This is a genomic window from Virgibacillus sp., assembly GCF_013393565.1.
Taxonomy (GTDB): domain Bacteria; phylum Bacillota; class Bacilli; order Bacillales; family Amphibacillaceae; genus Virgibacillus; species Virgibacillus dokdonensis.
Map to the genome: position 1 here is coordinate 1 of NZ_JABXHF010000003.1, position 23350 is coordinate 23350.

27 protein-coding genes are annotated in these 23350 nt (G+C 35.0%); 25 read left to right on the top strand and 2 right to left on the bottom strand.

What is annotated here, in order from left to right:
- A partial coding sequence (locus tag HLX49_RS01135) for an aldo/keto reductase (protein ID WP_296360526.1) occupies window positions 1–581 on the bottom strand: 581 nt, incomplete at its 3' end.
- A 265-nt stretch (window positions 582–846) separates the two neighbouring features.
- On the opposite strand from HLX49_RS01135, the gene HLX49_RS01140 reads away from it, so the two are divergent.
- The 20 genes from HLX49_RS01140 to HLX49_RS01235 all read left to right on the top strand — a co-directional run bounded on the left by HLX49_RS01140 (window position 847) and on the right by HLX49_RS01235 (window position 19011).
- On the top strand, window positions 847–1392 hold the full coding sequence (locus tag HLX49_RS01140; RefSeq protein WP_296360529.1) for an NUDIX hydrolase: 546 nt from the start codon (window positions 847–849) through the stop codon (window positions 1390–1392).
- Window positions 1393–2556 (top strand): endonuclease Q family protein, encoded by a 1164-nt coding sequence (locus tag HLX49_RS01145; RefSeq protein WP_077703615.1) that lies wholly within the window; start codon window positions 1393–1395, stop codon window positions 2554–2556.
- Window positions 2557–2765: 209 nt separating this feature from the next.
- The gene (gene spoIIM, locus HLX49_RS01150) at window positions 2766–3401 is read left to right on the top strand and encodes a stage II sporulation protein M (RefSeq protein ID WP_077703616.1); all 636 of its coding nucleotides are present in this window, start codon (window positions 2766–2768) and stop codon (window positions 3399–3401) included.
- 112 nt (window positions 3402–3513) lie between these two features.
- Window positions 3514–3972, top strand: a complete 459-nt coding sequence (gene fur / locus HLX49_RS01155; RefSeq protein WP_073004277.1) for a ferric iron uptake transcriptional regulator — start codon at window positions 3514–3516, stop codon at window positions 3970–3972.
- Window positions 3973–4364: 392 nt separating this feature from the next.
- The gene (locus HLX49_RS01160) at window positions 4365–4571 is read left to right on the top strand and encodes a DUF4227 family protein (RefSeq protein ID WP_077703617.1); all 207 of its coding nucleotides are present in this window, start codon (window positions 4365–4367) and stop codon (window positions 4569–4571) included.
- A 4-nt stretch (window positions 4572–4575) separates the two neighbouring features.
- Window positions 4576–5469 carry a site-specific tyrosine recombinase XerD gene (xerD, locus tag HLX49_RS01165; RefSeq protein WP_077703618.1) on the top strand — a complete coding sequence of 298 codons (894 nt, stop codon included), beginning with the start codon at window positions 4576–4578 and terminating at the stop codon, window positions 5467–5469.
- Window positions 5470–5562: 93 nt separating this feature from the next.
- Window positions 5563–6738 (top strand): phosphopentomutase, encoded by a 1176-nt coding sequence (gene deoB / locus HLX49_RS01170; protein ID WP_101933897.1) that lies wholly within the window; start codon window positions 5563–5565, stop codon window positions 6736–6738.
- A 22-nt stretch (window positions 6739–6760) separates the two neighbouring features.
- Window positions 6761–7591, top strand: coding sequence for a purine-nucleoside phosphorylase (locus tag HLX49_RS01175; RefSeq protein ID WP_296360540.1), 831 nt, complete (start codon window positions 6761–6763; stop codon window positions 7589–7591).
- Between the two features lie 5 nt (window positions 7592–7596).
- The gene (locus tag HLX49_RS01180) at window positions 7597–8904 is read left to right on the top strand and encodes a pyrimidine-nucleoside phosphorylase (RefSeq protein ID WP_296360542.1); all 1308 of its coding nucleotides are present in this window, start codon (window positions 7597–7599) and stop codon (window positions 8902–8904) included.
- Between the two features lie 505 nt (window positions 8905–9409).
- Complete coding sequence (locus HLX49_RS01185) at window positions 9410–10585, top strand: D-alanyl-D-alanine carboxypeptidase family protein (RefSeq protein WP_077703622.1); 1176 nt, start codon at window positions 9410–9412, stop codon at window positions 10583–10585.
- Window positions 10586–10697: 112 nt separating this feature from the next.
- Window positions 10698–11051, top strand: a complete 354-nt coding sequence (gene spoIIAA / locus HLX49_RS01190) for an anti-sigma F factor antagonist (RefSeq protein ID WP_073004264.1) — start codon at window positions 10698–10700, stop codon at window positions 11049–11051.
- On the top strand, window positions 11048–11491 hold the full coding sequence (spoIIAB, locus tag HLX49_RS01195) for an anti-sigma F factor (protein ID WP_073004262.1): 444 nt from the start codon (window positions 11048–11050) through the stop codon (window positions 11489–11491). The genes spoIIAA and spoIIAB overlap by 4 nt, the downstream gene beginning before the upstream one ends.
- A gap of 12 nt (window positions 11492–11503) precedes the next feature.
- Window positions 11504–12259: an RNA polymerase sporulation sigma factor SigF gene (gene sigF, locus HLX49_RS01200; RefSeq protein ID WP_077703623.1), complete on the top strand. Its 756-nt coding sequence runs from the start codon at window positions 11504–11506 to the stop codon at window positions 12257–12259.
- Window positions 12260–12598: 339 nt separating this feature from the next.
- Window positions 12599–13225 carry a stage V sporulation protein AA gene (locus HLX49_RS01205; protein ID WP_101933898.1) on the top strand — a complete coding sequence of 209 codons (627 nt, stop codon included), beginning with the start codon at window positions 12599–12601 and terminating at the stop codon, window positions 13223–13225.
- Window positions 13197–13625 carry a stage V sporulation protein AB gene (locus HLX49_RS01210; protein ID WP_296360618.1) on the top strand — a complete coding sequence of 143 codons (429 nt, stop codon included), beginning with the start codon at window positions 13197–13199 and terminating at the stop codon, window positions 13623–13625. Before HLX49_RS01205 ends, HLX49_RS01210 begins: the two co-directional genes overlap by 29 nt.
- Window positions 13626–13813: 188 nt before the next feature.
- Window positions 13814–15289 carry a spore germination protein gene (locus tag HLX49_RS01215; protein ID WP_077703626.1) on the top strand — a complete coding sequence of 492 codons (1476 nt, stop codon included), beginning with the start codon at window positions 13814–13816 and terminating at the stop codon, window positions 15287–15289.
- A gap of 315 nt (window positions 15290–15604) precedes the next feature.
- Complete coding sequence (gene lysA / locus HLX49_RS01220; RefSeq protein WP_296360547.1) at window positions 15605–16912, top strand: diaminopimelate decarboxylase; 1308 nt, start codon at window positions 15605–15607, stop codon at window positions 16910–16912.
- A 73-nt stretch (window positions 16913–16985) separates the two neighbouring features.
- Entirely contained in the window at window positions 16986–17423 is a 438-nt protein-coding gene (locus HLX49_RS01225; RefSeq protein WP_077703628.1) for a peptidylprolyl isomerase, read from the top strand.
- A 312-nt stretch (window positions 17424–17735) separates the two neighbouring features.
- On the top strand, window positions 17736–18191 hold the full coding sequence (locus tag HLX49_RS01230; protein ID WP_077703629.1) for a site-2 protease family protein: 456 nt from the start codon (window positions 17736–17738) through the stop codon (window positions 18189–18191).
- A gap of 454 nt (window positions 18192–18645) precedes the next feature.
- A complete protein-coding gene (locus tag HLX49_RS01235; RefSeq protein WP_077703630.1) occupies window positions 18646–19011 on the top strand; it encodes a GNAT family N-acetyltransferase in 366 nt (121 codons plus the stop codon).
- Between the two features lie 78 nt (window positions 19012–19089).
- Here the strand turns inward: HLX49_RS01235 and HLX49_RS01240 are convergent, their stop codons facing one another.
- On the bottom strand, window positions 19090–19179 hold the full coding sequence (locus HLX49_RS01240; RefSeq protein WP_021291215.1) for a YjcZ family sporulation protein: 90 nt from the start codon (window positions 19177–19179) through the stop codon (window positions 19090–19092).
- Between the two features lie 141 nt (window positions 19180–19320).
- On the opposite strand from HLX49_RS01240, the gene HLX49_RS01245 reads away from it, so the two are divergent.
- From HLX49_RS01245 to HLX49_RS01265, 5 genes are all read left to right on the top strand, one after another.
- Window positions 19321–20055, top strand: coding sequence for a segregation/condensation protein A (locus HLX49_RS01245; protein ID WP_077703631.1), 735 nt, complete (start codon window positions 19321–19323; stop codon window positions 20053–20055).
- A gap of 2 nt (window positions 20056–20057) precedes the next feature.
- Complete coding sequence (scpB, locus tag HLX49_RS01250; RefSeq protein ID WP_077703632.1) at window positions 20058–20648, top strand: SMC-Scp complex subunit ScpB; 591 nt, start codon at window positions 20058–20060, stop codon at window positions 20646–20648.
- Window positions 20649–20870: 222 nt separating this feature from the next.
- Window positions 20871–21980 carry a D-alanyl-D-alanine carboxypeptidase family protein gene (locus HLX49_RS01255; RefSeq protein ID WP_296360555.1) on the top strand — a complete coding sequence of 370 codons (1110 nt, stop codon included), beginning with the start codon at window positions 20871–20873 and terminating at the stop codon, window positions 21978–21980.
- Window positions 21974–22564, top strand: coding sequence for a nucleoside recognition domain-containing protein (locus tag HLX49_RS01260; RefSeq protein ID WP_077703634.1), 591 nt, complete (start codon window positions 21974–21976; stop codon window positions 22562–22564). The genes HLX49_RS01255 and HLX49_RS01260 overlap by 7 nt, the downstream gene beginning before the upstream one ends.
- Entirely contained in the window at window positions 22564–23094 is a 531-nt protein-coding gene (locus HLX49_RS01265; protein WP_077703635.1) for a spore maturation protein, read from the top strand. The genes HLX49_RS01260 and HLX49_RS01265 overlap by 1 nt, the downstream gene beginning before the upstream one ends.
- Window positions 23095–23350: the final 256 nt, after the last annotated feature.

Here is a 23350-nt window from a genome sequence, read left to right on the forward strand (position 1 = left end):
ACACTAATTTGATTTTGTAGTAAAAGGTCAAGTGTTTCTTCTTCAGGTCGTCGGTCGAACAAACTATATTGCATCATAACACCGTCTATAGATGATTTTTTTACAAATTCTTTAATAATATTAGGTCGTATCGAGGATATGCCATAAGCTCGAATGAGTCCTTCCTGTTTCAGCTCTTCAAAGGCTTCAATAGTTTCGTCAATTGGGTCTTCAATGGTGCCACCATGTAGCATATAAAAGTCAATATAATCTGTTTGTAGGCGTTGAAGGCTTGCTTTTAGACCATTGAGGATATGTTTCTTAGAAGGGTCCCAAAACCAAGTTTGTTTTACTTTATCAAAATGATTGCCTACTTTTGAAGTAATAATTACTTGGCTTCTCTTCTGTTTGATCGCTTCTCCAACAACTTTTTCATTCTCACCAAAATCATATAAATCAGCTGTGTCTAAATGATTGATACCATTATCAAGCGCATAGTCAATAATATACTTGGCTTTTTGTAAATCTGTTCCTAACGACATGCAGCCTAATGTTAATTCTGAAATGTAAATGGATGATTTTCCAAGTTGGTTTAAATTCATCTTTCTTCTCCTTTGCTGTTACCTTTTTACCACTTACTATAAAGTTTATAATTAGGTATGTTTTATAAAATTATGGAAGCAGCAGTGTAGCTGTCGACTATGTTAGAAATGATGTGTAGTAAGCCATTAACTTCCCAACTTCATATTGGACGTTATAACCTTGCCTAGTAACTCTATTTTATCTACTCATAACCGTTAAAACAAACCATACGTGTGATTTTATGATAAAATAAGGAAAAACGAATCAATAACAAGGGTGATATCAATGAACAAATTTGAAGAGAAAACGATACGTTCCAAGCAAATATTTACAGGAAACATCGTACATTTACAAGTAGATGATGTAAAACTTCCAAATGGTAAAGAGGCGAAAAGAGAGATTATTAAACACCCGGGAGCAGTAGGAATCATTCCTATAACGAAAGATAATAAAATTGTACTAGTGGAACAATTCCGAAAACCTTTAGAAAAATCTATTTTGGAAATTCCTGCTGGCAAATTGGAGCCAGGTGAAGATCCTGAGACTACAGCAATTCGTGAATTAGAAGAAGAGACAGGATATACGACGGAAGAATTATCATTTGTAACTTCATTTTATTCTTCGCCAGGGTTTGCGAACGAATTAATGTATATATATATTACGGATCAGTTGGAGCCGTTAGACGAAAGCGTTGACGGAGATGAGGATGAGTTTATTGAAATCGTCGAATTATCATTAGAAGAAGCCAAACAATACGTAGAAGCAGAACGAATTCACGATGCAAAAACAAAGTATGCTATTCTCTATTTACACGCATTAGGATTGAGCTAAATGCTATCCTCGTATACGGCTGACTTACACATCCATATTGGTCGTGACATGTACAATGACCCTGTGAAAATAACGGCTTCTAACCGTCTGACATTACCGGCGATTTTAAAAGAAGCAAGTAGAAATAAAGGAATTGATATGGTAGGTGTGGTAGACTGTCAAGTGCCTGCTGTGTTAAGGGAGTTAAAACAGTTGATAGTTCAAGGGGATGCTAAAGAGTTACAAGAAGGTGGTATTCGATTTGACTCGGTGACGCTTCTATTAGGATCAGAAATTGAGGTGAATGATGCCAAGGGGCAAGGACCGATTCATGTTCTTTGCTATTTTCCCCAAATCCACCAAATGGAGTTATTTTCTGAATGGCTTAGCCATCGGATGAAAAATATTTCCTTAAGCTCGCAACGTTTTTATGGATCTGCTAAAGAATTACAATGGAAAGTAAAAGACTTACAAGGTGTGTTTATTCCCGCGCACATATTTACTCCCTTTAAAAGTTTGTATGGTAAGGGTGTTTTACGAACTTTATCAGAAATACTATCTCCAGATTTAATTGATGGAATGGAGCTAGGTCTAAGTGCTGATACGCAGATGGCCGATCAGATAGAGGAACTGCATTCTTTCACATATCTAACTAACTCTGATGCACATTCTTTAGGGAAGATCGCACGAGAGTATCAGCATATGCAAATGAAACATCCTTCATTTAAAGAGTTTCAATTCGTATTAGCGAACAAAAATGGCAGGAAAATACAGAATAATTACGGAATGAACCCGAAATTAGGTAAATACTATAGAACGGTATGCAGTGAATGCTTAACTTATTTAGCGGTAGAAAAATCTGTTTGCCCTAATTGCCATTCTAAAAAACATATTAAAGGCGTAGCAGACCGAATTGCAGCTTTAAAGGAGGCGGATGAACATTGTAGCTCTCGACCTGACTATACGTATCAAGTTCCATTGGAATACTTGCCGGGTATAGGGAAGAAAACATATGAAAAACTTTTGAAAAGCTTTGGAACAGAGATGCATATTATACATCAAACTACTAGGGAGAAACTTGCTCTTGTAGTATCAGAACAAATAGCACAAGCAATTATTGATATGAGAAATGGGAAATTACATGTTCAAGAAGGAGGCGGAGGTAAATATGGTTTTATTAAGTGAATTGCTAATAGAATTGATAAACCTTCACTCTGCGAATAGGATTTATTATGTAATATAACACGACATCAACTATCTCTTATTAAGTTATTACAAATAGGAAAAGCATATGTAAATGTATAGTTTTTGATAGAAAGTTAATAGAAACATGGTATTTTTGCTTGGTTACCTTCATAGATTTTAATATAGCAGTATTTGAATGGAGGATTCCAATGCAGAAAAATAAAATGCTTCTCATTAATCACGTTAAAGAACATGCAACAATCTATTTATTTATGGTCATTCTATTTTTAACCGGTGTTATATTTGGCGCAATCCTCGTTAATAGTATGAATTTTGTTCAGAAACAAGATTTATTCTTCTATTTAGAACGATTTTTTAAACAGATAACAGATAATGAACTAGCGAATTACGATGAAATTTTCAAAAATAGTTTTTTTTATCATATTAAGTATTTATTGCTTTTATTTGTGTTGGGACTATCTGTTATCGGTTTGCCATTAGTTTGGATCCTAATTTTTCTTAAAGGTTTGGTAATCGGGTTCTCTGTTGGTTTTATGGTTAATCAGCTAGGAATGAATGGCTTGTTGATCGCTACTTTATCCATCGCCCCACAGAACTTTCTTATTATACCTGTATATATTATAGCAGGTAGCTTGGCAATGATTTTTTCTTTAACATTATTGAGTAAATTATTTACTAATAAAATATCACAACCAGTTTTTCAACCTTTTGGAAGATACGTCATATTATTTTCATTGTTGGCTTTTTTTGCTAGTGTTGCTGCTCTTTTGGAAACATTTATTGCAAATGAGGCAATGCAATGGGTTGTTCGGTCATTTTACTAATAATTCATATTATATTATAATTATTATAAATACAATGTGATATGATTTTGCTTTGACACAATTTTCATCCACGCATATAATAAAGATGGGATATGAGGGAGGTAATAGCCCAATGGAACATCGAATTGACCGGATTAAAAAACAACTCCATGCCCAAAGTTATAAGTTAACACCGCAGCGCGAGGCTACTGTCCGTGTTTTATTGGAAAGGGAAGAAGACCATTTGAGTGCGGAAGATGTTTATTTATTAGTAAAAGAAAAAGCCCCAGAAATAGGTTTGGCAACTGTATATCGTACATTGGAATTATTATCGGAATTGAAAATTGTTGATAAAATAAATTTTGGTGATGGTGTTTCTCGTTACGATTTACGAAAAGAAGGTGCAAAACATTCGCATCACCACCTCGTTTGTTCCGAATGTGGTGCAGTTGAAGAAATTGAAGAAGATTTACTTGAAGAGGTTGAAAAAATAGTTCAAAATGAATGGGGATTTCAAGTAAAGGATCACCGACTCACATTCCATGGTGTTTGTAAGCAATGCCAAGCTGTAACAGTAAGTGCTTCTAGTTAAGTTTCATGCTATTATACTAGAAGCACGTATCTTTATTAAATCGTTTATTTCATTGGATAATGGAACCTAGAAAATTTGTATTCGCTTAAATCGATAGGAAACGAACTAAAAAAATAATAACTTACATATGGAAAATCATTTACAAATGGTGATAAAAGCTGTACATTAAAGATAAGACTCTTTGCTAGTTTTTTATTTTAACCCTGCAAGTGACGGTCGTACCTTATTAGGTTAAGAGTTTCAATGTTAGTACAGAAACCAAGTACGACGGAACAAACTGCTATGGTTAAGTTAGGAAACTATTGTTATATGAAGTTTTACTTTAATACGTATATTGCACCTCTATTTCTGCATATCTTTTTTATAAAGGTATTTTTAGAGGAGCAAAATGTATGAGAACAATTCTAATGGATATTGTAAAAGTGTTTTTTTTGTTTGTTGCGTTCACCTTATTATTTTACTATGGTTTACGTGTTATGCATGCTGAATATGAGCACTTTCATCGCTACGCCCCACCTGAAGGCCCTGCTGTGAAAGTATATTCAGAAGAGCATAGTTTTTTTGAACGCATTCATTTATTTTTCCGTTTAGGGGAGTAAAATTATGTTACATGATAGTGCAAAAGATTTTTTTCAGTATCTGCGAATTGAGCGAGGGTTGTCAGATAATACACTTACATCCTACCAAAGAGATATTAACCAATATATTCAATACTTAAAAACAATTGTAGGAAGAAAGAATTGGGAAGAAGTTACACGAACAGATATGACCAAGTTTTTATACAGCTTGAAAGACGATAATAAGTCGTCAGCTACGATATCTCGTCATATTTCTTCACTGCGAGCGTTTCATCAATTTTTAGTTCGTGAGCAAATTGTGACCCATGATGCAAGTTTGCATATTGAAACACCAAAGAAAGAGCGCAAACTACCAGATGTTTTATCTGTCAAAGAAATGGATGCGCTTTTAAACATTCCAGGGACAAGCCCATTACAGGTAAGAAATAAAGCGATGTTTGAACTTCTCTACGCAACAGGATTACGTGTAACTGAAATGATTACTTTAAGAGTTTCTGACTTACATCTCACCATGGGATTTGTGCAGTGTGTAGGCAAAGGGTCGAAAGAGCGTATTGTTCCATTAGGTAATACAGCTATCCATGCAGTGGAGAACTATTTGCAACAAGGAAGAAAGAAGTTAATTAAACGTCATCCTAAGACAGATACTCTATTTGTAAATCAACATGGTAAACCATTGTCACGACAAGGTTTTTGGAAAGTTTTAAAGAAAAGAGCGTTGGAAGCCGGTATAAACAAAACAATTACGCCCCATACATTACGGCACTCTTTTGCTACACATTTATTAGAGAATGGGGCAGATTTACGACTTGTTCAAGAAATGCTGGGACATGTAGATATTTCCACAACACAAATATATACTCATGTAACAAAAACTAGGCTAAAGGATGTTTATACAAGTTATCATCCCAGAGCTTAATTTTTACTTAGTTGTCTGACATCCTACAACATGGAATGTAAACATAGTTTCTCTTATTTTCGGGAACATAACTAATAGAAGGAGGGAATGTCATTGCAAAAATTTAAACGTATTTTTCTTGTAGTAATGGATTCTGTAGGTATTGGAGAGGCGCCAGACGCTGAAATGTTTAATGATAAGGGGGCTGACACCTTAGGACATATTGCAGCACATCGGAATGGACTTCATATGCCGTATATGGGGAGTTTAGGCTTAAGTAATATTAGAGAAATTCAAGGAATTGAGAAAGCGGATTCTCCAAAAGCGCATTATACAAAAATGAAAGAAGCTTCGAATGGAAAAGATACGATGACAGGTCATTGGGAAATAATGGGGCTTCATATTGAACAGCCGTTTCGCACTTTTCCAGAGGGATTTCCAGCTGAACTTATTCAAGAACTGGAGCAACAAACCGGTCATAAAGTAATTGGAAATAAACCAGCGTCTGGTACGAAAATTATTGAAGAACTTGGCGAAGAACATATGGAAACAGGTGCGTTAATTGTATATACTTCGGCAGATTCTGTTTTGCAGATCGCTGCACATGAAGAAATCATTCCAATTGATGAACAGTATCGTATTTGTGAGATAGCGCGAAAGCTAACATTAGATGAAAAGTATATGGTTGGTCGTGTGATAGCTCGGCCGTTTATTGGTAAACCAGATGCCTTTGAACGAACTTCAAATCGCCATGACTATGCTTTAAAGCCTTTTGGAAGAACCGTTATGAATGAACTAAAGGATAATCAATACGATGTTATTGCTTTAGGAAAAATCTCTGATATTTATGATGGGGAAGGGGTTACGTTAGCAGTACGTACAAAAGATAATGATGACGGAATGACAAAATTAGTCGAGTCTATGGAAGAAGACTTTAATGGAATCAGCTTTTTAAATTTAGTTGACTTCGATGCAAAGTACGGACATCGTCGTGATCCTGATGGTTATGCCGAAGCTTTGGAAGCTTATGACGTTCGACTTCCAGAAGTACTAGAGAAACTACAGGATAAAGATTTATTAATTATAACCGCTGATCACGGTAATGATCCAACTCACCATGGTACAGACCACACTAGAGAGTTTGTTCCACTACTTGTTTATCATAATGGTATACAAGAAGGAAAAGAGTTACCAATTCGTGAAACATTTGCTGATATTGGTGCAACCATTGCTGAAAATTTTGAAGTTTCAATGCCAAAACATGGGACAAGCTTCTTAAATAGCATTTAAAAATAGTAGGGGGGAATCGCGTATGAAGCCAGAAGCAATAAAGCAAGCAAGCACATATATACAACAAAAAATAAAACATCAACCTAAAATAGGTTTAATTCTAGGATCAGGGTTAGGCGTGTTAGCGGATGAAATTGAAGATGCAGTAGTTATTCCATATAACGAGATACCACATTTTCCAGTATCAACGGTATCAGGTCATAAAGGGCAATTAGTCTCAGGAATATTAAAAGGAAAACCAGTTATTGCGATGCAAGGACGTTTTCATTATTATGAAGGATACCCAATGCAACAGGTTACCTTTCCTGTTCGTGTTTTCAAAGAGCTTGGAATGGAGACTCTTCTTGTTACCAATGCGGCTGGTGGCGTAAATGAACAATTTCACCCTGGAGATCTTATGCTTATTACAGATCATATCAATAACATGGGGGCCAATCCGTTAATTGGCAAGAATGATAATCAATTAGGAGTAAGATTTCCCGATCTGTCGGAAGTGTATAGTACAAAATTAATTGCACATGCTGAATCTTGCGCTAAAGACATTGGTTTACCAATTCAAAAAGGGGTGTATGTTGGCAATACAGGCCCTTCATATGAAACACCTGCTGAAGTTCGTATGCTTCGAACGTTAGGCGGCGATGCTGTTGGAATGTCGACGGTTCCTGAAGTTATTGTTGCAGCACATGCTGGTATGGAAGTCCTTGGTATTTCTTGCATTTCGAATATGGCAGCAGGTATTCTTGATCAGCCATTAACCCATGATGAAGTAATTGAAACTACAGAACGAGTGAAAGAATCATTTCTGCAATTTGTTAAGCAAGTAATTGAAAAAATTCCGGAAAGGTTAGGTTGATAAACATGCGCATGTATGACATTATTGAAAAAAAACGAGACAATCAAGCTTTAACAAAAGACGAAATTCAATTTTTTATTCAAGGTTATACGAATGGAGAAATTCCTGATTATCAAGTTAGTGCTCTATTAATGGCAATTTATTTTCAAGATATGAATGATCAAGAACGTGCTGAGTTGACCCAAGCTATGGTCGAATCAGGGGATCAGATTGAATTATCTGCTATTGAAGGAATAAAAGTAGATAAGCATTCTACTGGAGGCGTTGGTGATACAACAACGTTAATCCTTGCGCCACTCGTTGCTTCTGTAGGTGTACCGGTAGCTAAAATGAGTGGAAGAGGTCTAGGCCATACAGGTGGTACAATTGATAAATTAGAGTCTGTGCCGGGCTTTCATGTTGAAATATCCAATGATGAATTTATAGAATTAGTTAATAAAAACAAAGTAGCAGTCGTAGGTCAGTCAGGCAATCTTACTCCAGCTGATAAGAAAATTTATGGTTTGAGAGATGTTACGGCAACAGTAAATTCAATACCGCTGATTGCTAGTTCTATTATGAGTAAAAAGATTGCTTCAGGTGCAGATGCTATCGTTCTTGATGTGAAAACGGGCGCTGGGGCTTTTATGAAAGATTTGGATGATGCTAAGGAACTTGCAACGGCTATGGTTACAATAGGAAATAAAGTAGGAAGAAATACGATGGCGGTTATTTCTGATATGAGCCAACCACTGGGTCGAGCAATTGGAAACGCCTTAGAAGTGAAAGAGGCTATTGAAACATTGCAAGGGAAAGGGCCGGAAGATTTAACGGAGCTTTGCTTAACATTAGGAAGCCAAATGGTCGTCTTAGCAGAGGAGGCTGACACAATTGATGAGGCGCGCAAGAAATTAGAAGCAAACCTGCATAATGGCAAGGCATTACAGCAATTTAAGGTTTTTCTTGAATCTCAAGGTGGAGATGCTTCTGTAGTCGATCATTCTGAAACTTTACCCCAAGCATCTTATAAAATAGAACTGCCAGCTAAAAGTTCAGGAAAAATATCTGAAATTGTAGCTGATGACATTGGAACGGCAGCGATGATGCTAGGCGCTGGCAGAGCAACGAAAGATGCAGTTATTGATTTAGCAGTTGGTCTTGTTTTAAATAAGAAGATTGGAGACAGTGTGCTAGAAGGAGAATCTTTACTTACAATCTATGCAAATACAGAAGACGTTAACGATGTTAAAGAGAAGCTTTACAATAGTATTACTATTTCTACAAATGAAATAAAAGCACCAACATTAATTCATGGTATGATTACAGAATCATAAAAGTATATTTCTTCAGTGGTTTTCTTTCACCTTAACCGGTTTGAAGTTATGCTTATATGCAAGAGTGCTATTTTGCAATCATGATCTTTAGTCTCTAGAGAATGGTAAAAGCTTTCGTTTAATTCTAAATATAAAACAGGTGAAATTTTATACATTTTGACGAAAAACTAGTTTAACAACTTTCCTTAAGTTAGGAAACTATGTCAAGATAGGTGATGGCTCGCTCAATGTGAGCCATTTATTTTTGTGCTATAGGAACGCATAAGATTTTTAGGTTTATAGTATAGGTAAAACGACGACATTTTATCACCATAAAGACTTGGCGATCGCCAAGTCTTTCTAATCTACTTATAAAGTAAGCATTATAAAGTAAACTTATCTCCAATATTTTGGTATAAAAAATATCTAATTTGGTTAGCCTATATATATGACGTCTGAATAGGAACTAAAGCATCTATAACGGTTAAAAATGGATAAGCTACATAGGAATATTGGAGGGAAAAGAATGAAAAAAACTCTATGCATCATCAGCCTTGTCTGTATTCTCATGGGAAACGCGGTAACTTTCGTAAGTGCTGAAGAAGTGAAAAAAAATAACAATCAAAAGTTAGCTGAAGATGCTAAATCAGCTCTTTTGATGGAGCGTGATACAGGAAAGATATTATTCCATAAAAATGAGCATGAAAAACTACCACCAGCAAGTATGACGAAAATTATGACGCTGTTATTAATTATGGAAGCATTAGATGAAGAAAATTTAAAAATAAACGAACAAGTAAGGGTAAGCGAGCATGCTGCTTCTATGGGAGGGTCGCAAATATTCTTAGAAGCCGGAGAAGAGATGAGTGTTGATGACTTGTTAAAAGGAATTTCCATAGCTTCCGGTAATGATGCTAGTGTAGCTTTAGCAGAACGAATAGCTGGAAGTGAAGATGCTTTTGTAGAGAAAATGAACCAAAAAGTAAAAGAACTTGGATTAAAAAACACAAAATTTCAAAATGTAACAGGGCTTCCTGCTGATGAGCAGTACAGTACAGCTCATGATATGGCTGTGATGTCGAAAGAGTTGCTAAAATATGAAGATATTACTAACTATACCTCCATTTATGAGGATTATTTACGTAAAGGAGAAGATAATGAATTTTGGCTTGTGAATACAAATCGGCTAGTAAAGTTTTATGCAGGTGTTGATGGGCTAAAAACAGGCTATACAAGTGAAGCAAAATATTGTTTGTCAGCTACAGCGGAAAAAGAAGAAATGCGAGTTATTGCAGTAGTTATGGGAGCAAGTTCTTCTAAAGAAAGAAATGAACAAGTTTCTAAAATGCTTGATTATGCATTTAACCATTATCAAACGCAAAAATTATTTGAAAAAGGCGATAAAATAACCGAATTAAACCTAACTAAAGCTGAAAACAAACAAACTGATGTAGTTGCTGCAGAATCTATTAGTACATTATTTGAGCGGGGAGATTCTATTGACAATATTACTACAGAAGTGGTTATGAAAGAAGATATTCAACTTCCTGTTCAAAAAGGAGATTCTGTAGGTGAGCTTATTGTAAAAGATAAAGATAACATTTTATCTAGAAGTAATTTGACTGTTAAAGATACTATTCATGAAGCGACTTTCGGTACTCTTTGGAAGCGTGTATGGCAAAATATGGCGAAAAATGATTAATTATTTCTATTTTGGCAGAACTATTTCTTCTTTTGTCAACGAGCAGGATTTATATTCTAGATTCTCGAACTATAAAAGTATGGCAGTATGAAAGAAGGAGGAGACAAAGGCAATGGGACTTCATTCAACATTTGCTGTTAAAGAGAATGTATTAGTTGTTCGCCTTTCTGGGGAATTAGATCACCATGAAGCAGAACAACTACGTAAAGAATGGAAAGAAGTAATGTGTGAGCATGACATTAAACATGTAGTTTTAAATTTAGAAGCTATGGATTTTATGGATAGTTCTGGACTAGGAGTAGTGTTGGGAAGGTATAAAGAAGTATTACAGTTAGGAGGAGAGATGGTTGTTTGTTCTGTCTCCCCTCCAGTAAGAAGGTTGTTTGAAATGTCGGGATTATTTAAGATTGTTCGATTAGAGGAGAACGAACAATTTGCTTTAGAGACGTTGGGGGTGGCATCGTGAAAAATGAAATGACAGTTACCTTTTCAAGTGTTAGTGAAAATGAATCATTTGCTAGAGTAACCGTAGCTGCTTTTGTAAGTAAGCTCGATCCGACAATGGACGAGCTTACAGAAATTAAAACAGTAGTATCAGAAGCTGTAACCAATTGCATTATTCATGCTTATAATAATGAACCTCATCATGAGGTAACAATAACCTGTGCGTTAATAGATGAACAAGTGGAATTAATTATCAAGGATAACGGAATTGGGATTGATGATATTGACGAAGCACGCCAGCCACTATATACTTCCAAACCTGAGTTAGAGCGATCTGGTATGGGTTTTACAATTATTGAGAACTTTATGGATACTGTCGAGGTTATATCTAATCCTGAACAAGGAACAACTGTACACATGACCAAACAATTAACCAACGCAAAAACGATGTGCTCATCGTGAAAGGCCTTAGCGATGAATGTTAATGTACAAGGGGATAATAGGAGCGATTCATTATCTGATCAGGAAGTAAAAACACTAATTGAAAAAAGTCAGCAAGGGGATAAAGTAGCAAGAGATAAATTAGTGGAAAAAAATATCCGCCTTGTATGGTCGGTTGTACAACGGTTTATAAACAGAGGATATGACCCAGACGATTTGTTTCAAATTGGAAGTATTGGTCTCATTAAATCCATTGATAAGTTTGATTTATCCTATGATGTCCGTTTTTCCACGTATGCTGTGCCAATGATTATTGGTGAAATTCAACGTTTTATTCGGGATGATGGAACTGTGAAAGTTAGTCGGTCATTAAAAGAAACTGGGAACCGGATTCGAAAGAAAAAAGATGAATTAACGAAAAAAAACGGCAGATCACCAACAGTAAATGAATTATCAGAGGCATTGGAAATCTCACCAGAAGAAGTTATCCATGCACAAGAAGCAAGTAGATCGCCACAATCTATTCATGAAACGGTATTTGAAAACGATGGTGACCCGATTACGTTATTAGATCAAATTTCCGATCAAGATACAAAATGGTTTGAAAGGATCACTTTACAAGAGGCTATTCGCGACCTAAGTGAAAGAGAAAGACTCATTGTTTATTTGCGTTATTACAAAGATCAAACACAATCTGAAGTAGCTAAACGTTTAGGTATATCGCAAGTTCAAGTATCTCGATTAGAGAAGAAAATATTAGAAGAGATGAAACTATACATTGATGTTTAAATAAAACTAGTAGTAAGATGATCTCATTTGCCAAATGCGGTAGATGGGATCATTTTTGTACTATAGGAAAATATGAATGAAGGTTTTTTCCGAATTATAAGCGTGCTACTGTTGCAAGAATTGGTAGATGCGAGTTGGATTAGTTTAAGCGGGGGAAATATAGCCTATTACGAACCTTTGGGCTAAAGAAAATAGTACAAGCAAAAAAGACGGTGATTTCTCAAGTTTTTATAGCAGATTAAATGATAGAAAATCTTTCATTATAAATAACCTGTGTAAATCTTAAGGTTTTAGTAAATACTAATGGTACAAGTATCCGAAGCGTTTGGAGGGAGAAGAGTGCCCAACCAAGTTTATGTAAGAATGAAAAAAAACATGGAATTAACTGAATATCAATTGTTACAACTAAAAGATATTGCAGTGATATCCACAAATGATACAAAGAAAAAGGAAATTGAATATGCACCAATATATCGATTGGGTAAAAAAGATAAAAATATTGTTGTAATTGACAGTTTTTTAGTTATTGAACATTTGAATCGTAATTTTCCAGATCTGGATTTTCAATTAATTGGCCCAAATCAAACAATAATTCGGATTAATAAGCGCAGAAAGTCTCCTTCTGTTCTTATTGCTCTTAGTGTTTGGTTATTAATTTTTGTTGGAACAGCAATGACAATTATGAATTTTCATTATGATGTAAGTATGCAGGAAGTACATCAAAAAGTTCATTTTCTGTTAACTGGAGAGAAAAAAGAATATCCGTTATGGTTGCAAATCCCCTATTCTTTAGGATTAGGAATTGGTATGCTGTTATTCTTTAATCATTGGTTTAATAAACGCTTTAATGAAGAGCCGAGCCCATTAGAAGTAGAAATTTATAATTACCAGCAAGATTTAGATGATTACGTAATTCAATATGAAAATGCGCACAACGATGCTGACCATCCTCACTCATCTTCTTGAAGTTTTGATTGGATTTAGTGCAGGGCTTGCTGTAGGAGCTGGTTATGTAGCGTTTATTACCATTTTAGGAATTGTTCCTAGGCTTATACAATTAAGTAAAACAGAAATGTTTCTACCTATTTATACAGCATGTATTCTTGTGGGAAGCTTATTCGGAACCTATTTATCATTTACGTCTGTAGTTTGGAACAATTCAGTATTTTTTATAGCTGTATGGGGGCTATTACAAGGTATTTTTAATGGAATGCTTGCAGCTGCATTAGCAGAAGTGCTAAATGTATTTCCAATATTATATAAACGGATTGGTATTGAAAAATATTTGTTATGGCTGCTTATGGCAATTGTCTTTGGAAAAATAGCAGGTTCTTTATTCCAGTGGTTATATTTTATGAAGCATTAAATGCTTACCGCATTTTATGTAAGTTGCTATTCCCATTTCATTTGGATTTCCTAGCAAAGTTAAATGTGCAAGTAAGTTCTGTTACCTGTTTTTATATTCCGTTTTTCTAACCAAGCTCCCTGTAGCTATTTCCTGAGAAACATTCCATCAGCATAATTATTATTGTAATCTAAAAGGGGGCCGTACATATGGTACAACATGATCAAAAAATACCTGTGAATCCTAGAATAAGACATACTGAAAACTATATGAAAACAAGATTAGGAATTGGTGTTTCCTTTGATTTAGGGTTTCGTGAGCTTGTACTATTAAAACGAGATATTCAAATTTATTATGTGACAGGATTATGCGATTCAATTATCATCCAAGACTTATTAAAAGAGCTCGTTAATTTAAATGATCATGAAGCAAATAGTAAAAAGCTTCCAGAAATCATTAAAAACCGCCTTATACATCAACAAGTTGAACAAGTAAAAACAATGGATGAGGCTGTAGATCAGATGCTATCGGGTTTAATTGTTTTATTTATCGACGGAGAGCGATTTGCTTACGTCATAGATGTACGAAATTATCCAGGTAGAACACCTGAAGAACCAGATATTGAACGAGTGGTTCGTGGTTCTAGAGATGGGTATACTGAAAATATTATTGAAAATACAGCTTTGACAAGAAGAAGAATAAGAGATCCGAGATTGCGTAATGAAATGCTGAAAGTAGGAGAACGATCCAAAACGGATGTTTGCTTAAGCTATATTGATGATGTTGCGGATGAAGGGTTGATTCAATTAATTAAAGATAGAATTCAAGATATTGAAGTTGATGGTATTTCAATGGCTGATAAGACAGTTGATGAATTTATTATCGATCGGAAGTGGTACCCTTATCCACTAGTACGTTATACAGAGCGTCCAGATGTTGCGGCAAATCATTTATTAGAAGGACATGTTTTAATCATTGTGGATACTTCACCTAGTGTCATTATTTTACCGACCACATTTTTTCACCATTTACAGCACGCAGAAGAATACCGTCAAACACCAGCAATTGGTACTTTTATTCGTTGGATTCGATTTTTGGCTATCTTTGCATCCATGTATTTACTACCATTATGGCTATTATTTGTCATGGAACCGGATTTATTGCCTAAAGAACTGGCTTTTATTGGTCCGAATGAAGAAGGAAATATCTCAATTCCTGTCCAGATAGTAATGGCTGTCATTGGTATTGAATTCCTTAGAATGGCCGCAATTCACACACCGACACCTTTATCAACCGCAATGGGTTTAATTGCAGCGGTTTTAATTGGGCAAATTGCTATCGATGTTGGGATGTTTAGCCCTGAAGTCATTTTGTATGTCTCTGTTAGTGCTATAGGTGGCTATGTTACTCCCAGTTATGAGTTAAGCGTGTCTAATAAAATAGTGAACATTATATTCGTGGTGGTTACTGGGTTATTTGGATTAGTTGGTTTTATTACCATATTTTTAGCTCACCTCTTATTTTTAATTCACCTTAAATCTTTACGAACACCTTATTTATGGCCATTTATTCCTTTTAATCCACGGGCTATGTTGCACACTTTAATTCGTATCCCTGTACCATATACAAATAGTAGACCAAGCATTGTTCACCCTAAAAACAATTATCGTCAGCCTGAAAAATGATGGTATTATTCAGTAGGAGTTAAGCGTGTCTCCTGCTGAATACGTACTATTATAACCGTAATGATTTGTTAGAAATCTGAAGTTACCAGTTATAATACGTTTTAAATGTTGTAGAAAAATATTACAATCAGGCGTATAACTACAGTTAGATGTATAAGATAAGACCTGAATTTTTAAATCAGTCTCTTTTCATTTATACGTTGATGTGGTAAAGTTTTTAATTATAACTTGCGCTCTAGAAAAGTATAAAATTTTAAGGTTATAGTATAAGCTAAGTTTTTTAATGTTGAAAGGGTTGCGGAGGTTTTTAATGCTATGATAATTGATAATCATCCATTTACAGTAAATAAACAAGGACATTTAGAAATTGGCGGTATAGATAGTGTATCATTGGCAAAAAAATATGGAACACCTTTATATGTTTATGATGTGCAAATGATTCGAAACAACTGTCGCGCTTTTGTAAATACGTTTAAAAAAATGGATATTCCTGCGAAAGTAGCTTATGCTAGCAAGGCATTTTCATCAATTGCTATGTTACAAGTCATGAAGCAAGAGGGAATGTATTTGGATGTGGTATCGGAAGGAGAATTATACACAGCATTACAAGCTGGTTTTCCAACTGAGAAAATTCACCTTCATGGAAATAATAAAAGTATTGCAGAGATTAGGATGGCAATTGAAAATAATATTGGATGTATTGTGGTAGATAACTTTCAAGAAATACAACATATTCGTTCCTTGCTTAAAGATTACAATAAACAAATGGACGTTTTAATGCGAGTAACACCAGGGGTAGAATCTAAAACACATCAGTATATTATGACAGGACATGAAGATTCTAAGTTTGGGTTTAACTTGCAAAACGGACAAGCGGAGGATGCACTTTTAAAGATGATCGATGACCCATATATTTGTTTTCAAGGATTGCATTGCCATATAGGTTCACAAATATTTGAAACAGACCGATTTATATTAGCTACAAATATGTTATTTCAAGCATTAAAAATGTGGAAGCAACAGTATAATTATGTACCTAATGTGTTAAATTTGGGTGGAGGCTATGGAATTCGTTACACAAAGGAGGATGCTCCTATATCTTACGCTCCATTTATAGAAGAATTAGTTTATGAAGTGCAAAAACAAGCAGAAACTTTAGCGATTCCAATGCCAGAAATTTGGATAGAACCTGGTAGAGCAATTGCTGGCAATGCTGGGGTTACTTTATATACTATAGGTTCGATGAAAGAAATTCCAGGAATTCGAAATTATATAGCGGTTGACGGGGGTATGACAGATAATCTACGTCCCTCGTTATATCAAGCAAAATATGAAGCGGTGTTAGCAAATAAAGCAGATTGGCTAGTAGAAAAAAATGTATCTATTGCTGGTAAATGTTGCGAATCAGGGGATATGCTTATATGGGATCTACTTTTGCCTGCCGTTTCACAGAATGATATTTTGGCCGTTTTTTCAACGGGGGCTTATGGTTATTCTATGGCAAACCATTACAATCGATTTGCAAAACCCGCAGTGGTTTTTGTGGAAAATGGCAAGGATAAACTCGTTGTCAGACGTGAGACATATAAAGATGTGACCCGCCATGACCTTAGTTTTGAATAAGTAAATTCTTTGCACAGACTTCATTACATGATAAAATGGAGATTAGTTCTATTACAAAAAGGAGATTTATAGAATGGCTAAAAAAGGGTATATTTTATTGGAAAATGATAATAAAATTGAGTTTGATTTATATGAAGAAGCAGCACCAAATACAGTGGCAAACTTTGAAAAGCTTGCCAATGATGGCTTTTATAATGGATTAACATTTCACCGTGTTATTCCTGGCTTTGTTAGTCAAGGTGGTTGTCCAGTAGGTAACGGAACAGGATCAGCAGGTTATACGATTAAATGTGAAACAGAAGGGAATCCGCATAAACATCAAGAAGGATCTCTTTCAATGGCTCATGCTGGAAAAGATACAGGAAGTTGTCAATTTTTTATTGTCCATGAACCTCAACCACATTTAAATGGCGTTCACACTATATTTGGACAAGTAACTTCAGGAATTCAATTTGCAAAAACAATGCAAAACGGAGATGTGATGAAGGAAGTTAAAGTTTATACGGCTTAATTTTTATTGGTATGTAGTCAGATATCATAGGGGTGACAGAAGTTGTAAACTTTATAGTAAGAGCCCGAAACCAGTTAATAAATTTACTAGATTTTCTGAGTTAATGTACAAATAGTAAAAACGGAGAAATTGTAATTGTATAAGGGTGCCATGCCAAACCGTAAGACGCTTGCTTCAAAGTATAGTTATGCAAGAAGGAAGAGCGGCACCTTCTTTTTACCATTCGTTTTTAATAATTAGTCAGTACGGGCACAAACTAGTGTAGGAGAGAAGCCTGCTAATCAAGGATTCACATGAAACTGAGGTGGAAGTATGGATGTTTTACTGCTTTTTTACCTCCTCGTTTTCGTAGCACCAATTAGTATTTTTTTTCATGAATTTGGACATGCTATAGTTGCTTGGTTTTTACAAGCCGAAAAAGTGGATATATCAATTGGCGCAGGAACTGTAAAAACATTAATGCACGTAGGTAGGTTTCGTATTTCTATTGCTCCGTTGTTTTTTATTGGGGGTTTAGCAACAAGTTATCGGCAACCCGACTATAGCAGATTGGAAAAAATAATTATAACTATTTCTGGCCCTTTATTCAGTGTTTTCATGGCTTTTATATTTTGGAAAATAGATGTCATGACTATCGCGTTTTCTTTTCATCTGTTTGTTTGGTTCAACCTTTGGGTAGGGATCGTAAATTTAATTCCTTTTAAGTGGAAAGGAAAGAAAACAGATGGACATATTATTATGCAACTCCTACGAAATAAAAATATCTAGAAAACTATCTTAAATACTTGCCAAAACCGTATCTTTTCAATGCTAGTTTATTGGGTAAATCTGAACACATATATAAAGTGTAATTATGATGCAATTTAAATTAATTAGTCAACTGTTATGAATTGTAAAGAAAAATAAATGCCTTATGGTAATCTATCCGTGCAGTTGAGCTTTTTTTCTTACGTACATATTTGACAAAACAAGGGAAACGTGTATAAATATAATTACGAGCATTTAGTTTAAAATTCTATATTATATAGTTAATAATTAAATTGTCCGCTTAAAACCAATAGCTTAATTGTGTATTGTTTTATCCTGCTGTAGGGCGTTTTAAACATCCACAACAGGGAGATAAGTTGATTAAGGAGATACAAATACAAACATCTAGTTTGAAATGAAAAACTCCTATTGAATAAATTTCACATACAAGCTATTTTGTTAATGAGGGGTATCTATGTTAATTCGCTTTAAGAAAAATCTAGAAAAAATAGCCATGGGTTTGCTTTCTTTTATGCCTGAAGAAAAAGATGTTAAGAAGCTACAGCAAACCATCAGAGAATATGAAGCTAACCTAGATTGGCATTTGTATTTATGGAAGGAAGAAGATGACGTTCTAGGAGCAATTGGTTTGCGGATTGAAAACGAAAGCAATGCTATCATTCAGCATGTTTCGGTTAATCCTTCACATCGTAATCAAGGGATAGGAAGAAGAATGGTTATTGAGGTTGATAAACTTTACCGTAATAAGTATACAGTATCTACGACAAAAGAAATCCAGGAGTTTTATCAAAGGTGCGATGAAACAAATGATTTTGAATGAAATGTTTAGAAAAAAAGCCAGCCTAAAAGGGCCGGCTTTTATTTTCGTTTGCTGCTTAGCCATGTAGAAGATATTGATTTAGAGCCATGCAGCACCAACAATAATTAATAGTATGAATAGTACGACGATTAACGCGAATCCTCCACCGTAACCATATCCGCCACTCATAATAATATACCTCCTTTTTTGTACTTAGCCTTAAATGTTTCGAATAACATTTATCTTACAGTAATAACGTATGTTAGAAATCAAAATCGTGTATAGGCGTTTGTAATTAATGATATAATTTTTCGGGAAGGAGGTAATAAATTGCAAGCTTACAAGGTGAAATTGGATGCTTTTGAAGGTCCACTTGATTTATTACTTCATTTAATTAATCAATATGAAATTGATATTTATGACATACCAGTTGCGCAAATTACGGAACAGTATATGCAATACATCCATACTATGAAACGGCTAGAGTTAAACATTGCTAGTGAGTACTTAGTTATGGCAGCGACTCTAATAGAAATAAAAAGTCAAATGCTTTTACCAAAACCTGAATTAGATGAAGATGCCGAAGAATATATGGAAGATCCACGAGAAGATCTTATGCAACGATTAATTGAGTATCGAAAGTATAAAGAAGCTGCTTTGCAATTGCAGGTTATAGAAAAAGAGGCAAATCAAATCTATACGAGACCACCTTTATTGTTCGATGAAAGCATATCTAAACATTCAGAAATCGTACAAGGTGAAACATCGGTTTATGATATGTTGGAAGCATTACGTCAAATGTTTGAACGAAAAAAATGGGATGCACCGCTAGAAACTAAAGTTGAAAAATCAGACATACCGATTGAACAGAGAATGGAGGAAGTACTACAGACAGTAAAATCAGCGAAAGAAGGGATTTTGTTTGATCGCTTATTTACAATACAAACTCGCCCTCATATTGTTGTAACATTTATTGCCCTCTTGGAATTAATGAAAAAAAATCAAGTTTATTGTAAACAAGAGAAGCAGTTATCCGAATTATACGTGTTTAGTATGGAGGAATAAAGGTGGAAATAAATAAATTAAAAGCAATTGTAGAAGGTTTGTTGTTTGCTTCAGGGAATGAAGGAATAACAATAAAGCAATTGTCAGATGTTTTGGAAATAACAGAAGCAACGATTGAACTTGTTTTAGACGAATTAAAGCAGGAATATGAAAGCACAGATCGCGGTATACGAATGATGCAAGCGCATGAAGTGTTTCATTTAACAACTAGACCAGAGCATAGTCATTATTACAAGAAATTACTAGAGACACCTCAAACAACAAGGATGTCTCAAGCAGCGTTAGAAACGTTAGCTATTATTGCTTATAATCAACCGATAACACGAACTGAAATTGAGGAAGTACGAGGTGTAAAGAGTGATCGACCAGTACAAACCCTCCTTTCTAGGCTTTTAATTGAGGAAGTTGGGAGGAAAGATACGGTAGGTAAACCGATCTTGTTTGCTACTACAAAAGAGTTTCTTACTTATTTTGGTTTAACATCATTACAAGATTTACCACCTCTACCAGATGCAAATGATGAAGAATTAGAAACAGAAGCAGATTTATTTTTTGAGCGTTTTAATGAACAAATAAATGAAGACCATTCATAATGGAAGTTGGCTAAATGCCAACTTTTTTGCAATATAAAAAAGTAAAATTTTAAAGGTTTATAGTATAAGAAAAATAATAGAGCGAGTGGTTTTTGCATACAAAATGTTTCTTATAAACTAGTGAACATATGGCAATCTTTTTAGGGTCTCCTATTGTGTTTGCATAACTTTTTAGGACATGCATAGATTGTAAAGAGACCAAGATTGGGAGGAACCAAGCGTATGCGATTTGTTTTAGTTGCCATTTGCTCAATAATTTTGTTGACTACTTTATTTCCCGTAAAAGGACATGCTGCACCACAAGTATCTGCAAATCATGCAGTTTTAATGGAACAAAGCACAGGTCGTGTATTGTTTGAAAAACAAGCTTACTCAAAGGCTAACATTGCAAGTATTACAAAAATAATGACTGCTATTATTGCGATTGAGTCTGGTAAGATGCATGAAAAAGCAAAAGCGAGTCGAAAAGCTATTTATACAGAAGGCTCATCGATTTACTTAGAGGAAGGGGAAAAGATGCGTTTAAAAGATCTAGTATATGGATTAATGTTGCGCTCGGGAAACGATGCAGCTGTAGCAATTAGTGAGCATGTTGGAGGGAGTGAAGCTGGTTTTGTTTACTTAATGAACGAAAAAGCTAGTTGGCTAGGTATGAACGATACAAACTTTGCTAACCCACATGGTTTGGATGAAGAAGGTCACTATTCAACCGCATATGATATGGCGACACTAATGCGCTATGCTATGAAAAACCCTACATTTCAAAAGGTAACAGGCGCAACATCTTATTTAGCCGAAACGCGTATATATTCTTGGCAAAATAAAAACAAATTATTAACCCAATATTATGACCATAGTACTGGAGGAAAGACGGGATATACGAAACAAACTGGAAGAACATTGGTTTCTACTGCTGAAAAAGATGATATGAATTTAATAGCAGTAACGTTAAATGCTCCAGATGATTGGAGAGATCATATTACGATGTTTGAGTGGGGTTTTGAAGAATACAATATAGAAACATTGACTAAACCAAAAAGACTTGTTTATCGATTACCTGAAAGTAATGATGTCTATACCGCTTATATAGATAAAGCAATTCAATACCCATTAACGAAGCAAGAAAAAAGTAAAGTATCTAACCAGCTGTTCATTGATGAGACCATTTCTGATAACAACATAATTGGAAAAAACATATTTTATTTAAATGGCAAAGCCATTGCAACGACAAACGTTTTAAATGAAGCACCGAAATCTGTTAATAAGAAACTATTTTCCAGCAATATTTATCAATTATTTAAGTATATTTCCGGAGTTGATGTGTTATGGTAAACATAATTTGGGTATCTATGGCAGCCATTGGCATTATTTATGCTATGTTAAACGGTACAATGGATCAGGTTAATGAAGCTATTTTCTCTAGCGCAAGTGAAGCTGTTACTTTATCTATTGGACTAATTAGTGTGCTCGTATTTTGGCTCGGAATTATGAAGGTTGCTGAAAAAGCTGGGATTCTATCTGTTTTGGCGAAACTCTTTCGACCGCTTATTGTTAGATTATTTCCAGATATTCCAAAAGATCATCCAGCTATTGGTTACATCCTGTCCAATGTCACTGCAAATATTTTTGGACTAGGTAATGCAGCAACACCTATGGGGATTAAAGCTATGGAGCAAATGAAGCAGTTAAGTGGAAATGACGCTGCTTCTAGATCTATGATTACTTTCTTAGCTTTAAATACATCAAGTCTAACGGTTATCCCAACAACGGTTATTGCTATACGCATGCAATATAACTCTGCATCTCCAACTGAAATTGTTGGGGCAACTATTTTAGCGACGTTCATATCATCATTGGGCGCCATAATAATTGATCGGATTTTTTATCACAAAAGTAAATGGGAGGCAGCATCTTAATGGAACTGGTAACAATAGTGAGCGCATGGCTAGTTCCTTGCTTCATTTTAATTGTTTTAGCTACTGCAACAATTAAAAAAGTGCCAGCTTATGAAGTATTTGTGGAAGGCGGGAAGGAAGGAGTAAAAATGGCTTTTTCCTTGCTTCCTTTTTTAGTCGGTATGATTGTAGCAATAGCTATATTGCGAAGTTCTGGAGCATTAGAGGCGTTTATTGATTTATTGGCGCCAATTTTAACAGCGATCGGAGTGCCGCCAGATATAATTCCACTAGCATTGGTTAGACCGATATCAGGTACAGCAGCACTCGGGATGACAACCGAGTTAATACACACGCATGGTCCAGATTCATTTATAGGTAGGCTAGCATCTGTCATGCAAGGTAGTACAGATACGACACTCTATATTTTAACAATATATTTTGGGGCCATTGGCATTAAGAAGATGAGATATGCTTTAAAAGTTGGTTTATTGGCCGATTTAATCGGAATTATTGCTTCCATTATCATTGTATCCATTCTGTTCGGGTAACACTAGTAATGACAATTGTATTTTTTAGCTTAAATATCTAGGGGTTCTTTGAGACTAGAAGAAAGAGAAAAAGTTGCTTTATCTTATAAAAAAAGATAAGCTTGTCATGAAACTTGGCGATAAGCCAAGTTTCTTAATTGGGGTGGAATTTTACCGTTCTTGTACTAATTTGTTTGCATGTTTATAATGAATTAGATGCGAGATGAGGATATCAAAATAAAATAAAGGCGTAAGATTTGTTATCTAAGCTATTTAT